Annotated in this window: 10 protein-coding genes and 2 tRNA genes; 5 read left to right on the top strand and 7 right to left on the bottom strand. The window is 40.5% G+C overall.

Features of this window, described 5'->3' with window-relative positions:
• Both CLV81_RS08810 and CLV81_RS08805 read right to left on the bottom strand, forming a co-directional pair.
• Positions 1 to 543: a hypothetical protein gene (locus CLV81_RS08810; protein ID WP_106144644.1), complete on the bottom strand. Its 543-nt coding sequence runs from the start codon at positions 541 to 543 to the stop codon at positions 1 to 3.
• A 73-nt stretch (positions 544 to 616) separates the two neighbouring features.
• Complete coding sequence (locus CLV81_RS08805) at positions 617 to 2,125, bottom strand: GH3 auxin-responsive promoter family protein (RefSeq protein WP_106144643.1); 1,509 nt, start codon at positions 2,123 to 2,125, stop codon at positions 617 to 619.
• A 98-nt stretch (positions 2,126 to 2,223) separates the two neighbouring features.
• On the opposite strand from CLV81_RS08805, the gene CLV81_RS08800 reads away from it, so the two are divergent.
• Positions 2,224 to 3,018, top strand: a complete 795-nt coding sequence (locus CLV81_RS08800) for a DUF2797 domain-containing protein (RefSeq protein ID WP_106144642.1) — start codon at positions 2,224 to 2,226, stop codon at positions 3,016 to 3,018.
• 1 nt (position 3,019) lies between these two features.
• Here the strand turns inward: CLV81_RS08800 and CLV81_RS08795 are convergent, their stop codons facing one another.
• Genes CLV81_RS08795 through sppA form a run of 3 tightly spaced genes read right to left on the bottom strand, consistent with a single transcriptional unit; the run spans position 3,020 to position 8,202 of the window.
• Positions 3,020 to 5,692: an AsmA-like C-terminal region-containing protein gene (locus CLV81_RS08795; protein ID WP_106144641.1), complete on the bottom strand. Its 2,673-nt coding sequence runs from the start codon at positions 5,690 to 5,692 to the stop codon at positions 3,020 to 3,022.
• A 38-nt stretch (positions 5,693 to 5,730) separates the two neighbouring features.
• The gene (locus CLV81_RS08790) at positions 5,731 to 6,438 is read right to left on the bottom strand and encodes a queuosine precursor transporter (RefSeq protein ID WP_106144640.1); all 708 of its coding nucleotides are present in this window, start codon (positions 6,436 to 6,438) and stop codon (positions 5,731 to 5,733) included.
• Between the two features lie 3 nt (positions 6,439 to 6,441).
• Entirely contained in the window at positions 6,442 to 8,202 is a 1,761-nt protein-coding gene (sppA, locus tag CLV81_RS08785) for a signal peptide peptidase SppA (protein ID WP_106144639.1), read from the bottom strand.
• 70 nt (positions 8,203 to 8,272) lie between these two features.
• Between sppA and folK the strand changes: the two genes are divergently transcribed.
• Positions 8,273 to 9,418, top strand: a complete 1,146-nt coding sequence (folK, locus tag CLV81_RS08780) for a 2-amino-4-hydroxy-6-hydroxymethyldihydropteridine diphosphokinase (RefSeq protein WP_106144958.1) — start codon at positions 8,273 to 8,275, stop codon at positions 9,416 to 9,418.
• A 105-nt stretch (positions 9,419 to 9,523) separates the two neighbouring features.
• Here the strand turns inward: folK and CLV81_RS08775 are convergent, their stop codons facing one another.
• Positions 9,524 to 10,066 (bottom strand): RNA methyltransferase, encoded by a 543-nt coding sequence (locus tag CLV81_RS08775; protein WP_106144638.1) that lies wholly within the window; start codon positions 10,064 to 10,066, stop codon positions 9,524 to 9,526.
• 151 nt (positions 10,067 to 10,217) lie between these two features.
• Here CLV81_RS08775 and mutS point away from each other — a divergent pair, with 151 nt between their 5' ends.
• The 3 genes from mutS (at position 10,218) to CLV81_RS08760 (ending at position 13,076) form a co-directional block, all read left to right on the top strand.
• A complete protein-coding gene (gene mutS / locus CLV81_RS08770; RefSeq protein WP_106144957.1) occupies positions 10,218 to 12,803 on the top strand; it encodes a DNA mismatch repair protein MutS in 2,586 nt (861 codons plus the stop codon).
• A gap of 74 nt (positions 12,804 to 12,877) precedes the next feature.
• Positions 12,878 to 12,953, top strand: a tRNA-Gly gene (locus CLV81_RS08765).
• A gap of 35 nt (positions 12,954 to 12,988) precedes the next feature.
• A tRNA-Leu gene (locus CLV81_RS08760) sits at positions 12,989 to 13,076 on the top strand.
• 269 nt (positions 13,077 to 13,345) lie between these two features.
• Here the strand turns inward: CLV81_RS08760 and CLV81_RS08750 are convergent.
• The gene (locus tag CLV81_RS08750; protein WP_106144636.1) at positions 13,346 to 14,431 is read right to left on the bottom strand and encodes an endonuclease/exonuclease/phosphatase family protein; all 1,086 of its coding nucleotides are present in this window, start codon (positions 14,429 to 14,431) and stop codon (positions 13,346 to 13,348) included.
• Positions 14,432 to 14,448: the final 17 nt, after the last annotated feature.

Raw genomic sequence — 14,448 nt, 5'->3', positions numbered from 1 at the left:
TTATTTACTTATTGAACTTGTGGCTTTTTGCAACAGTCCAAGACTTATATCCGAAATTATTTTTTCATCGGAGTATAGGTCGTGTCCAAATCCAGATACGATTTCCAGATTTGCTCCCAAATGATTGGCCCATTTTAGCCCTGGTTTGAACTCATCACATTCTCCAAACATCAAACGGGTGGGAATGTTTGGTTTTTCTTCTTCAAAACGAATACGAGTGGGTGAAACAGCGGTCAATGATTTCATAGGAAGACCTCTAAGGGCTGCCTTCCATGCAATGGTACCACCGGTACTAAACGCTAGATAATGAGAAGGTTGGCTTTCCTTTTTTAGCAAGTGCGCCACAGCTGTATCAATTCCGCCTTGTACAAAAGCATTGTGTATATTTTCTTCAGTGGAAACAGTAACATCCAAATTTCCAAGCTGTTGTGCATCGTAAAAAACAATATCAAAATATTGCTGAAGGTATCCAAAATAGGATGTGATCCACATTCCTTTTTTTACACCCCACATATCAGAAATTACAACGAGTTTCTCAGCCATTATCAGTTTGTTTGATTACTTCAATTAAGATTTCGTTCAAGAAAGTTCTCAATAAACAACGGAAAAAACACAATTAATTGTTCATTTGAAGTAATTCTTCGATGTAAGCGCGTTCGTTGGACAATCTGGGAATCTTGTGCTGCCCCCCTAATTTGTTTTTGGATTTAAGCCAATCATGGAATAAATTCTTACGGGCCAAATGTACTTTTGGCATGGCCAAGGTCATGTTATTATAGCGCTTTGCTTCATAATCTGAGTTCAAGGATTTTAGGGCATTGTCCAGAAACTCTGTAAAATAGGCTATATCCAAAGGAGGTTTTCTGAATTCGATGAGCCACTCATGCCCTCCCTTTTCGGAACCATTCATAAAAATTGGTGCCGCGGTATAATCCATGATTTCAGCATCGGTCTTGATACATATCTGCTTTAAGGCCTCTTCCGCATTCTCAATAATTAGTTCTTCGCCAAAAGCATTAATATGATGCTTTGTCCGTCCTGTAATTCGGATTCTATAGGGGTTTTTGGAAGTAAAACGAATGGTATCGCCAATTTTGTAGCGCCATAATCCTGCATTGGTCGTGATAACCACCGCATAGTTCACTCCTACCTCAACTTCCCATAAAGGAATGGCACGTTCCTCCCCAGGATGATTTACCGGAATAAACTCATAGAATATACCATAGTCCAGCATGAGCAATAAGTCTTCAGAGCAATTACGGTCTTGTATGGCAAAAAAACCTTCCGAAGCGTTATAGGTCTCATAGTAGTTGAAGCTCTTCCGAGGCAGTAGTTTTTTGTACTGCTCTTTGTATGGTGTAAAGCTTACACCACCATGAAAATATACTTCCAGATTCTCCCAAACCTCAAAAATGTGAGCCTTTTGGGTGCGCTCCAAGACATCGTTCAACAATACAAGCATCCACGAAGGGACTCCGGCCAAACTGGTAACATTTTCATTTATGCTTTCCTTGATAATAGCCTCCAACTTCATGTCCCATTCACTCATTAGGGAAACCTTACTACTCGGCGTACTGCTATATTCGGCCCACAAGGGCATGTTATCAATTAGAATTGCCGATAAATCACCAAAGAAAGTGCCATTATCCTCATAAAGTTCCTTGCTCCCTCCCAATCTTAAGCTTTTGCCGAGAAACAACTGTGAGTTTTCATTATTATTCAGATAAAGACATAACAAATCTTTACTGGATTTATAATGGCAATCCTCAAGTGCCTCGGAACTTACAGGTATAAATTTGCTTTTGGCATTGGTTGTTCCACTGCTCTTTGCGAACCACTTGATTGGCGTGGGCCAAAACAGATTTTGTTCCCCTCTTCTGGATCTTTCAATCAGTGGGGCGATGTCTTCATAGTTCACCAATGGTACCCGTTCCCTAAACTCGTCATATTTTAAATCTCCAGAAAATCCATATTGCCTGCCCACCGCCGTATCCTTTGAAAAATCCATGAGCTGGTGCAACACTTCGTTTTGTACATCCAAGGGATATTTTAAAAAAAGTTCTATTTGATGATAGCGCTTTTTCAACAACCAAGAAGCGATGCTATTGAATAAAGGTATTGGCATTTTAGGTATATTTGACCTATATCGATAACAGGTCTAAAAGCTAAAATAGCGCATCCTAATCTCATTATCAAATCAACTAAAAACAATTAAAATTCTCTATGCTGTACGAAGGTGTGATACGAAAAATGCAAACTGAATTAGGAAGTCCTATCCAATACTTTTTGGTTTTTGAGAACGATTTTATAAACATGAACCAAGTCTTGAATCGAAAGCTCAAAATAGAGTTTATCAAATACCAATGCCTTGGCACTGGAAAAAATGAACCCATCTACCGTCAGGGGTTTTGCAAATCCTATTTTTTTGAGTCCGCGGCAGCAGGTGATTGGATTATGAAACCCGAACTCAGCAAGGCTCACTTGGACATAGAGGACCGTGATTTGGAATACGAGAAGCGCGTGCAACTACAGCCACATATTGTCTATCTGGCCAATTCAAGCAATGTAAAAGTAGGCGTTACCCGTAAAAGCCAAGTTCCCACGCGCTGGATAGACCAAGGTGCCCACGAGGCCATTGAAATTGTAGAAGTCCCCAACCGGTATTTGGCAGGAATTACAGAAGTAGCGCTTAAAGCCCATGTGAGCGACAAGACCAGCTGGCAGAAAATGCTGAAAAATGACCTCGAGGATGTTGATTTAATTGAATGGCGACAAAAGTTGAAGTCGTATGTTCCGGAGGAAGTTGCTGATTATTTTATCGAATCGAATGGCGAAACCCATTTGGATTTTCCCGTTTTGCAATATCCTGAAAAAGTGAAAAGTGTCAACCTAGAAAAAATACCAAAACATAGCGGTATTTTAAAAGGTATAAAAGGACAATATCTCATTTTTGAAGATTCTACTGTCTTCAATGTTAGGGCTCACGAAGGATACTACGTCGGCATCGACATTAACTGAATTATTTGACCGAATCCTTTTTCTTCTTTTTCCCCAACAATCCTCCCAAAAGGGACTTAGCGGTATTCTTTACCGGGTCTTCCTCAGCTTGTGTAGAGTCTTTGCCTTTCTCGGATTTTCCCAACAGACTACCAAGCACTTCACCTGTTGTTGACTTTTTTGTGCCCGTGGAATCATTTTCTTTACTCAAAACACTGGATAGTAAATCCTTGGCAGAATCCTTTCCTTTATTGAGTAATTTTTGCTTTTGTATCTCTACCAATTGATTGGTCAACTTACTCACCCCAGACGTTAAATCTGTGGTAACCTTGGGATTCGTGTAATTCCCTCCAATATTAGCGACCACTGGAATGGTAAGATTTTCCATTTCCGAATCATCCAGTTGGGCAATGAGGCTGTTCACTTCAGTACCCAAATACTTTGCTGGCACATCCAAGGTGGCTTGGTATTGCAATTCCTTTTCAAAATTGTGGCTTCCTGAAACATTAACGGCAATGTCCTTATAATTCACAGTGAAAGGTTTGACTTTTACCGCACCATTGTCAAAACTTAATGCCGTTTTTAAGTCACTCAAGTTAAGGTCCTTAACATCCAGAAAATTTAATTGCCCGTTAAAAGCTGACAATAATGGTGCTTTTTCGGTATTGACCTGAGTGGCCAGAAGCTCAGCCAAGACATCTCCAGAAAGTGAAGTTAGATTTGGCGTCAAATCTTTTTTAAGATTTCCAGAAAGTTTAATGTCCGAGTTAAGTTTACCCTGAAGTGCGCTAGCAATCGGAGCAACTACCTTGAACAATTCCAGAGCTTGGAAAGATTCGCCAATATTGAAATTTTCCATTCCTAGACTCATGTCGAAAACAGGAGTTTCCTCTTTGGTGGAAACTACACCTTGCAGCCCAAGTTGGCCTCCAAAAAGATTGGATTGCAGGTTTTTAAGTACCGCACGCTCGTCCTTAATTACCAAAGTGCCCTCTACATCCTTCAAATTAAGATTATCGTACAGAACTGACCCAGCTTTGGCATTAATGGTACAATCCAAAAAAGATGGAATCTTCATCACTTCGCCATCATCAGAAGAGGTTTGTGAGCTTTCCTCTCCCTCCTCGCTATTAACCATAAAATCGTTCAAAGCAAAAGTGTTCGAAGTCAAATCAAAATTACCTTCAATCGGTTCTTCATTAAAAAGATACCCCAATATATTGGTCAAAGTGCCAGAGGCTTTAAAATCGGACTGCCCCGTTTTGCCATCAAATGAGTTTAAAGAAACCGTTTCGGGATTGAAGGTCATTGACGCTTGATTTATCACTATAGGATTTTTGAGCTCCTCGCTCTTGTATTCAAAACCACTAACTTCCATATTGCCCGAAGTTTTGGTGTTTTCGTACCGTTTGTTTTCCACAGAAGCCATATCAAAAGCAGTGGTTACATCAGCATTTAAAAGTCCTTTTAGGTTGTAATCCTCCGGCATAGGATAGGCCTGGGAAAGGTTTGTCAAATTGATTTTTCCATCTGCATGCGCATTTACCTTGGTATTCCCCAACAAATCCGTAATTCTTGAACGTAGATTAAACCTATCTTGACCAATGGCAAAGGAAAGTTTTTTGATGTCCACAAAGGTATCTTCCGTAATTCCAGTTTTGTTTTCAACCAGGGCGTCAATCATTATGTTCCTTACGGTTTGTGGTAAATCAGGATATTTAAAGGATGCATTGGTAGAGTTCATCTGAATGGAAAACTTCGGAATATGCTCTTCATCAACAATACCCTTGAATTCGCCATTTACCTTGAATTCACCAGTGGTCTGGACATTTTCAATGTTTTTTGAGTAGGCTTCAGGAATCACAGCCAGAAAGTTCTTGAAATCGGAAGAGGGGGTGGCAAAACTGATGTCCACTTCTTGATTGTCTTCGTTTACCTGAACAAAACCATCAAAAACCAGTGGCAGTTGGTTGACCAAAGCCTTATTTTCCAAAAACGTGTATTTGCTGTTCGCTAAATCGATACCTATTAAAGCATCCAAAAAGAGTTTGTTCTTATTCAAATAACGTGTACTGTCCAATTCAAAAGAGACCAAAGCATTCGTTGTCGTTTTAAGCTCAGAGGTTTCCAAAGACAAGTCTCCAGACCCGGCATGGTTCATTTCAGTGATCTCCAGATGCATGCCACTTACAAAATCATCATAGCTTATGTCGGTATTGGTGATACTGTATGATTCCAGAGCCAATGTGAAGCCCTCTGAAGAATCCGATTCTTCAACTGTACCTCCGGTATCTTTGGATACATCGTAGTTTGCGTTTTCCGCTTCGTCTACTTTAATGGACAATTGTGCATCCGAAATATTTAGAGCTTTAATGGAAATGGGGTCCTCAGTACCTTTAAAAAGTTCACTTATGGCCATTTTAAGTTCCACCTCCCCAGAAGCAAAAAGGGTATCCCCTTCAAAAGGGGCATGATTTGTCAACGCAATCCCCTTAAGTGATACATGGGCATTCGGGAAGCTTTTGACAAGACTCAAATTGGCCTCCTCAAAATCCAAAGTGGCATTAATACTATTGTTTACTTTATTTTTAATGATTTCGGCAATCTTGCCCTGTAGGAAAAAAGGAAGGGCAACCACCAAAGCAATAAGAACTACCAAAGTAATTCCCGTGATTTTAAGGAGCTTTTTTTTCATGCTTTAAGATTTGAGATAACAAAGTAAAAGAGAAGGGATTAATCCAGCAGTATCTCTTCCCCTATTTTTAAGTTAAATCTTCTTCGTAATAGATATACGAAGAAATAGAGCAAAGGGGTGTCCAAGAAGGCAATAAATACTTTAAAGACGAATCCACTTATCACCAATCCATAAAAAAGACTCCAAGGGATTTCACCAAAAGAGCACAGCAACAGTACCACAGTGAAAGTATCTATAAACTGGGATGAAAATGTAGAAAAATTGTTCCGTAGCCATAAATATTTACCCTTAGTGACCCTTTTCCAGAAATGATAAATCTGAATATCTACAAACTGGGCCAGCAAATAAGCCATCATGGAGGCAAAGACGGCCACAATGGTATTTCCGAACACATCTTTGAACATAGCATCCGAGACCGGGGACCAGTCTGTTGCTGAGACCGCGGATGATGTATAAACAATACCCAACGAAAAAAAGGAGGCAAAAATACCTGCAACTACCACTTGATTGGCCTTTTTCTTTCCAAAAATCTCCGAAATCAAATCTGTAATTAAAAAGGTAAGTGGATAAGGCAAAATACCTACTGATATTTCAAACAATGGTGCACCAAAAATAGTGATGTCCCCAAAGGGCTTCCAATAAAAAAACTTTTGAAAAATAAGATTGGACACCACTAAGGAAGTGATGAACAAAGCGCCTAGATACAAATAGATAGAAAAGGCAACCCGTTTGTCTTTTTGCGTCATTCCCTATCTAATGTTTAAGCTAAAGGGCATTTTGGCTTGTATGCCCTTTTTTTCCGAAAACTGTTTAAAATCCTTTAAAATCATGTAGGCCTCAGAGCCAATTTCTTCTTCAATAATAGCCGAGCCAATTTTGGCCCTTGCATTGCTAAAATCTTCCATAAACTTTTCAAAACCCGATTTGTACCTCGGATATTTACGGATACCATAATAATCCAAATCTGCCATTTGCGCCGCAGCATCAATGGCATCATCCAAACTTCCCAACTCATCCACCAATCCCAATCTTTGGGCTTCGACCCCACTCCAAACCCGTCCTTGAGCAACTGCATCTACCTCTTCAACGGTCATATTTCTACCTGCAGAAACACGCTCCAAAAAAGTGTTGTAGGTATCTTCTATACCCTCACGTAAGACACCCCTAAAACCATCCGTCATGGGTTCAAAAAATGAATAATCCACCGAATTCTGATTGGTACCCACCTGCTCTGCATTGATTCCAACCTTATCCGCCAATTCGTTTATGTTGGGGATTGTTCCAAAAACACCGATGGAACCTGTAATGGTGGTGGGCTCGGCAAAAATCTTATCGCCACCAACACCAATGTAATAACCTCCAGATGCCGCAACGTTTCCAAAGGAAACGACTACAGGTTTGCTTTTTTTGGAGACTTCCACTTGACGCCAAATGATATCGGAAACCAAAGCACTTCCCCCGGGCGAATCTATTCTTAGCACTATTGCCTTAACGTTGTCGTCTTTTACGGCTCTTTCCAGTGATTTGTTGATAAGGCCTTGACCTATGAATTCTTTATCGCCTTCCCCATAAAAAATCTCCCCTTGAGCATAAATCACGGCTATTTTGTCCTGCCCCGATTTTAAGTTTCTATTTCTGACCTTATCCATATAATCAAAGAAGTTAACGTAGTTGGGTTTGTCATCTTCCTCAAGGCCCAATTCAATTTTTAAAACTTCCTCGTATTCGTCATGGAACAATAAGTCATCCACCAATCCAGATGCCAAAGCATGCTCTGGTGTACGTGCCCCAAGAGTATCCGCTATAGTGTTCAAATTGATTTGGTTGATACTCCTGGAATTGGAAATATCATTTATCATGGTGTTCCAAATCGAAGAAATCAATTCACGAATTTGAGTCCGATTTTCTTCACTCATGTTATTGGACAAATAGGGCTCCACGGCACTTTTATACTTACCATGACGAATCACCTCCATTTTAACTCCCGACTTTTCCTGTAAATCCTTATAATAAAGCACTTCTGAAGCCAATCCTTTAAAATCCATGGCCCCTACCGGATTAAGGTATACTTTGTTGGCCACACTGGCCAAGTAATAATCTTTTTGCGTGAAAAAATCTGAATGCGCAAAAATGAATTTCCCAGATAATTTGAAATCCAACAGCGCCTTACGTATTTCCTGTGTCTGAGCCAATCCGGCTTGCAGAAAACTAGTGGTCAAACTAATACCCTTGATATTATCGTCCTTACTGGCCTCTTCAATGGCATGAAGAATAACATCCAGGCCCACACCCTCTTCCCATAAACCTCCAAACGGGTCGGCTTCATCACGCCCCACATAATCTTTAATAGGCTTAGTAAAACCAAGCTCAAGCACCGAATTCTTTCTGACCACAACTCCATTGTCCGACCCTCCTATAAGCAGCGTAAAAATGAAGAACATGACAAACAAAATGCCAAATGCCAAAAGGGTTCCCAAAATAGACGCCAAAAGATTCCTCAAAAACTTCATTCCCTAACATTTTAATCGATGCCAAAGATAACTAATGTTGTATTGTTTTGCTTATTTTGCCAAGCTGATTATGAGTAAGGAAAACAGAGCATATTTATCATTGGGCAGCAATTTGGGAAATCGTTTTTACACGCTCCAAAAGGCTATCTTTGAAATCAACCGTAGAGGTGGAAAGGTAGTAAAGATTTCTTCCATTTACGAAACCCCTGCGGAAGGCTTTGAAGGAGAGGATTTTTTAAATGCTTGCTTGCTTATCCAGACGGAACTGGAACCTTTAAGTTTGTTGGAAACGATACTTTCCATAGAACGTTCTTTTGGAAGGGAGCGCAAACAGAGTGAAGGCTATGAATCCAGAACACTGGATATTGATTTACTGCTGTACAACAATGAAATAATCCATACGGATACTTTGGTGGTCCCCCACCCCAAAATGCATGAAAGGGCCTTCGTTTTGAAGCCTTTGGCAGATATTGCCCCCCAGTATTATCATCCGGAGGAAAACAAGGATATTCGAAATCTATTACAGCAGACCAAGGGACGGGAAAAATTGCGTAAAAGTCCCTTAAAGTTTTTCAAGGACCGTAGTTCCTTATTTGCGCAACTCCATTTCTTGGCCATTGAGGGAAATATTGGTGCAGGAAAGACCACCTTGTCCAAAATGATAGCCAATGAATTCAATGCCAAATTGGTATTGGAGCGTTTTGCAGATAACGCCTTCTTACCCAAGTTCTATGAAGACCAGGCCAGGTATGCTTTTCCTTTGGAAATGTCTTTTTTGGCAGACAGGTATCAACAATTTACGGATGACACCACCCAATTTGATCTCTTCAAAAATTTTATGGTGAGTGACTATGATATTTTCAAATCCTTGATTTTTGCCAAAATCACTTTGCAAGAAGATGAATTTAATCTATACCGAAAGGTTTTCAATTTCATGTACAAGGAGGTAAAGAAACCGGATATCTACCTTTATCTCTATCAAAACACAGAGCGATTATTGGAAAACATAAAAAAAAGAGGTAGGTCTTATGAGCAAAATATACCCTTTGATTACCTTGAAAAAATAAACAGGGGCTATATGGACTTCATCAAGGGGCATCCCCAGCAAAACAGTATCATACTGGATTTAAGTGATATGGATTTTGTATCCAGACCATCCGATTATGAGTCTATCTTGGAACAACTGGAAAACAAGATTCTTTTAACCCGTTTTTAAGAGAATTTTTGGAAAATGTTTGGATATAACGAATGGTTTTATTTTATTAGCCATCTCTTTAAGAGAAACTAACTAACTCGAACTATATGTTGAAGCCCTGAAATTTCAGGGCTTTTTTTGTGCATTGAGTTTGGTCCATACGTCCCAGACCACTACCCCTGCACTAACCGAGATATTAAGAGAATGCTTTGTACCAAACTGCGGAATCTCCAAAACTAGGTCACAGGCAGAGACCACTTCCTGAGAAACTCCCTTTACCTCGTTTCCAAAAATCAATGCAATTTGTTCTTGCTTTTTCGGGTTAAAATCCTGAAGATGGGTAGCTTGCTCCGCTTGTTCAATGGCAACGGTTCGAACACCCTTTTTCTTTAGTTCTTCAACAACCTCCAAAGTATTTTCCCGGTATTCCCATTCCACACTTTGTGTGGCGCCCAACGCCGTTTTTCGAATATCTTTGTGTGGTGGCGTGGCGGTAATTCCGCACAAGAATATCTTCTCTACAAGAAAAGCATCAGCAGTTCTAAAAACCGAACCAATATTGTTCAAACTGCGAATATTGTCCAAAATAACAATTACAGGCATTTTTACCGCTTGTCTGAATTCCTCCACGTTCAACCTTTCCAGTTCACTGTTCTGCAGTTTTCGCATATTTACTTTTCAACTTTAGGATTCAAAATATCAACAAAAATTTTTGAGGTCTGGGGAAAAAGGTATTTTCGTCTGTACCGATTTTGAGCAAAATTAAACGAATACACTCGCCTTGGCAACCAAAAAACCATCCAAAAAAGTAACTCCCTTAATGCAGCAATACAATGCCATTAAGATGAAGCATCCTGATGCTTTATTGCTTTTTCGAGTGGGTGATTTCTATGAAACCTTTGGTGAAGATGCCATCAAAGCCGCTAAGATTTTGGGCATCATTCTTACCCATAGAAACAATGGAGGTGACAAAACTGAACTTGCCGGTTTTCCCCATCACTCTTTGAATACATACTTGCCCAAATTGGTAAAAGCTGGCCAACGTGTGGCCATTTGTGACCAACTGGAAGACCCAAAACAAACAAAAAGCATCGTAAAACGTGGAGTGACTGAATTGGTTACCCCGGGAGTGGCCTTAAATGATGACATTCTCAACTCGAAGAGCAATAATTTCTTATGTGCCCTCCACTATGGACCCAAAAAATTTGGTATCGCGTTCTTGGATATTTCCACGGGAGAGTTTCTGACCTCTCAAGGCTCTATGGAGCAAGTGGATAAATTGCTCCAGAACTTTTCCCCAAATGAAGTCCTGATTTCCAAAAGCCATAAAAGAGAGTTTGCGGAGCATTTTGGTTCCACATATCATACATTCTTTTTGGAAGATTGGATTTTTCAGGATGATTTTGCCCATGAAAGACTTACCCAACATTTCAAAACACGTTCTTTACAAGGTTTTGGAGTTGACCACTTAAAAGATGGAATAGTAGCTTCCGGAGCCGTCTTGCATTACCTCTCTGAAACACAGCATACCCGTCTGCAGCACATTAATAAAATTCAACGGATAGTAGAGGAAGATTATGTGTGGATGGACCGATTTACCATTCGCAACTTGGAATTGTACCATTCACATAACCTCAATGCCATTACCCTAATAGATGTCATAGACAAGACTTTGTCGCCAATGGGCGGTAGACTTTTGAAACGATGGCTGGCGCTACCCTTAAAAAATATAGACACGATTCGGGAGCGACATCAGATTGTGGCGCATTTAAAGGAATCAGAAACTTCACTTCAAAGAATCCGACACTGGATATCCGGCATGGGAGATTTGGAGCGCTTGATTTCCAAATTGGCAACAGGAAAAATCAACCCTAAAGAGGTAATTCAACTTAAAAACAGTCTTGAAGCTTTGATTCCCGTGCGGGAAGTTGCTTTGGAAAGCGATAACGAAGCATTATCACAATTGGGAAATGCCATGGACCCCTGTGATGCTTTGCGCACCAAAATCAAGGAGGTTTTAAATGAAGAGGCTCCCATTCAAGTTGCCAAAGGGAATGTTATCGCCGAAGGGTATTCTGAGGAATTGGATGAGTTGAGAAATCTTGCATTCTCTGGTAAGGACTACTTGGACAAGATGCTGGCCCGGGAGATGGAAGAAACAGGCATCACATCCTTAAAGATTGCCTCCAACAATGTATTTGGCTACTATATTGAAGTACGCAATACGCATAAAGACAAGGTGCCGGAATCTTGGATTCGTAAACAGACTCTAGTCAACGCAGAACGCTATATTACCGAAGAACTCAAGGAATACGAAGCCAAAATATTGGGAGCCGAAGAGCGCATCCATAGTTTGGAACAGCAGCTTTTTGAGCAATTGTTGGTATGGATGCAGGAATATATTGCCCCTGTACAGAAAAATGCACAATTAGTAGCTCAATTGGATTGCCTTTGCGGTTTTGCTTGTCTGGCCCAAGACAACAACTATAGCTTGCCCAAAATGAACGATTCCACCACTTTGGAAATCCGGGATGGGCGGCATCCAGTAATTGAGAAGCAACTTCCTCCTGGGGAGAGCTATATTGCCAATGATGTGATTTTGAATCGAGAAGAGCAGCAAATCATCATGGTTACTGGACCAAACATGAGCGGTAAGTCGGCCATACTCCGTCAAACTGCTTTAATTACCCTATTGGCACAAATGGGAAGTTTCGTGCCCGCATCTTCTGCTAAAATTGGAATGGTCGATAAGATTTTCACCCGTGTTGGTGCCAGTGACAATATTTCGTTGGGTGAATCCACTTTTATGGTGGAAATGAACGAAACTGCCAGTATTTTGAACAATCTTTCGGAACGAAGCTTGGTATTGTTGGACGAAATTGGTCGGGGTACTAGCACTTATGATGGTATTTCCATTGCGTGGGCCATTTCGGAGTATCTGCATGAACACCCGGCCAAAGCAAAAACCCTCTTTGCTACCCATTATCACGAACTCAATGAGATGACCAAAACCTTTTCCCGAATCAAAAACTATAGTGTTTCGGTCAAGGAGGTCAAAAACAATGTGCTGTTCTTGCGCAAACTGGTTCCTGGTGGAAGTGAGCACAGTTTTGGTATCCATGTGGCCAAAATGGCCGGAATGCCCCAACAAGTGGTCCAAAAAGCTGGAAAAATCTTGAAAAAACTGGAAAAATCACATTCCAGTGAGGAGATTACGGATAAACTGGAACAAGCTTCGGCCGATGAAATGCAGCTAAGTTTTTTTAATCTGGATGACCCTCTTTTGGAAGAAATCAGAGATGAGATATTGCATCTTGACATCGATACTTTAACCCCAGTGGAAGCCTTGATGAAACTCAACGAAATTAAGCGCCTTCTTACTAAAAAGAAAAAAGCTTCCTCTTAAAAAGCTTTTCTATTTACAGAAATGTATTAAATTTGCATCCGCATCTTTGAAAATGGGTGCAAGTTCTTTAAAATGCGAAAATAGCTCAGTTGGTAGAGCATCACCTTGCCAAGGTGGAGGTCGCGGGTTCGAATCCCGTTTTTCGCTCCAAAACGCTGCTTGCAGCGTTTTTTTGTTTAAGTCTGGCTCGAGTGGTGGAATTGGTAGACACGTTGGACTTAAAATCCAATGGCCATTGTGGCCGTGCGGGTTCAAGTCCCGCCTCGAGTACCAATTAATGAAAAACCAAGGAGTTTCCTTGGTTTTTTTATGGAATAAAATGAACCAAACTGGTTTGAGTGAAATTTTGTTTCAACCAAAACAATTCTTTCAGAATTGCTTTTTCATTATCAACAGGTTCGAAGAGGGACTCGCCGGATGGCAATTCCTGCCTCGAGTACTACAAAACCCTGTTAATCCTATGATTTTCAGGGTTTTTTATTTTTAGAAGGTATGCATATCGTATTCAACATTACAAATCGCACAACAACTTCTTTCTTACCTCAAAAATTCAGTTTTATCCGTAATGGCAAGTGGTCCGAAAAACCTTTAGGGTCTGGGTTGTTCAAATCCTTTTTAAATGTAAATCTCTTGGGCCTTTTTGAAGAAGTGGCCAGTGGATCATCCGCTATGATTTCAAAAGTGTCCAAATTAGCGGTAAGTCCATTTCCCGATAAAAGTCCTCGTGTAACAATCAACTGGTCCAAGACCTGGTAGCGGTTAGACATCTTCCCCCCTCCTCTAAGCCCATCCAAAAAATAGGTACCTGTCCCCCCAAGAGGATCCCTTAGCGCCGCAGCACTGATATTGTAAAGGAATACATCTTGTCCGCGATATTGGGAAACTTGGTCCTTAAAGCCATCTATATCATTCGTGGCACCTTTAACACGGTCCAGATCCCAGGTGGCCTTAAGATTTTGAACCACACTTCGGTCAAATGGTTCGTCATTAAGGTCACCCACCACAATAACTTTGCCTTCCCATTTATCAATCACAGGTTGCAGATTGTTGGCATTTTTTAGATTGGCATATTCCTCTGGGGTCACCTTCACATAGTCCTCAACCAAATAAGCAACATGTTCGGCGACAGCAATTCGCAAAGGTTCCGATTCATACCGACCTTGACTTCTTGATGGCCAATGACAAGCGATTACTGTAAATTCTTCATTAGTTTGATTTACCCTAAAGACCACTTCAAAAAGGTCCCTAGTTCGGTATCTAAGATGAACCAAATGAGATTCCACCGAAACTACTGAAAGTTTGTTTGGATTGAATGCCATGGCTACATCTATACCTCTTAAATCATTCGTTCCTGATAGGTCTTGGACAACCTGAAGGTTTGAATTCCCAACAAGATCAACCAAATCTTGTAATAGGGAATCTTTCTCAATCTCACATACAGTCAATAAATCGATTCCCTCATTGGGCCAAATCATTTCCAAGCCCGTTGCAAGATTTGTCTTCTTCGCGTTAAAAACACTTTCAGTATAAAAATCTGAGTTTCCAAAGGCAAAATCATTTGAAATTGGGTCGTCATCCGTATCAAAAAAGTTCTGGAGGTTCCACCATCCGAAGTTAATATCTGGCATATTATCTGTTTTAAAAA

It is taken from the genome of Flagellimonas meridianipacifica, from assembly GCF_003001695.1.
GTDB lineage: Bacteria > Bacteroidota > Bacteroidia > Flavobacteriales > Flavobacteriaceae > Flagellimonas > Flagellimonas meridianipacifica.
The sequence above is the reverse complement of the archived record's forward strand: the minus strand, read 5'-3'. Positions and strand labels throughout refer to the sequence as shown.

Excerpts from the sequence above, each read along its gene's own strand:
- CLV81_RS08810 (WP_106144644.1), bottom strand. The coding sequence starts at position 543 with ATGGCTGAGAAACTCGTTGTAATTTCTGATATGTGGGGTGTAAAAAAA.
- CLV81_RS08805 (WP_106144643.1), bottom strand. The coding sequence starts at position 2,125 with ATGCCAATACCTTTATTCAATAGCATCGCTTCTTGGTTGTTGAAAAAG.
- CLV81_RS08800 (WP_106144642.1), top strand. The coding sequence starts at position 2,224 with ATGCTGTACGAAGGTGTGATACGAAAAATGCAAACTGAATTAGGAAGT.
- CLV81_RS08795 (WP_106144641.1), bottom strand. The coding sequence starts at position 5,692 with ATGAAAAAAAAGCTCCTTAAAATCACGGGAATTACTTTGGTAGTTCTT.
- CLV81_RS08790 (WP_106144640.1), bottom strand. The coding sequence starts at position 6,438 with ATGACGCAAAAAGACAAACGGGTTGCCTTTTCTATCTATTTGTATCTA.
- sppA (WP_106144639.1), bottom strand. The coding sequence starts at position 8,202 with ATGAAGTTTTTGAGGAATCTTTTGGCGTCTATTTTGGGAACCCTTTTG.
- folK (WP_106144958.1), top strand. The coding sequence starts at position 8,273 with ATGAGTAAGGAAAACAGAGCATATTTATCATTGGGCAGCAATTTGGGA.
- CLV81_RS08775 (WP_106144638.1), bottom strand. The coding sequence starts at position 10,066 with ATGCGAAAACTGCAGAACAGTGAACTGGAAAGGTTGAACGTGGAGGAA.
- mutS (WP_106144957.1), top strand. The coding sequence starts at position 10,218 with ATGCAGCAATACAATGCCATTAAGATGAAGCATCCTGATGCTTTATTG.
- CLV81_RS08750 (WP_106144636.1), bottom strand. The coding sequence starts at position 14,431 with ATGCCAGATATTAACTTCGGATGGTGGAACCTCCAGAACTTTTTTGAT.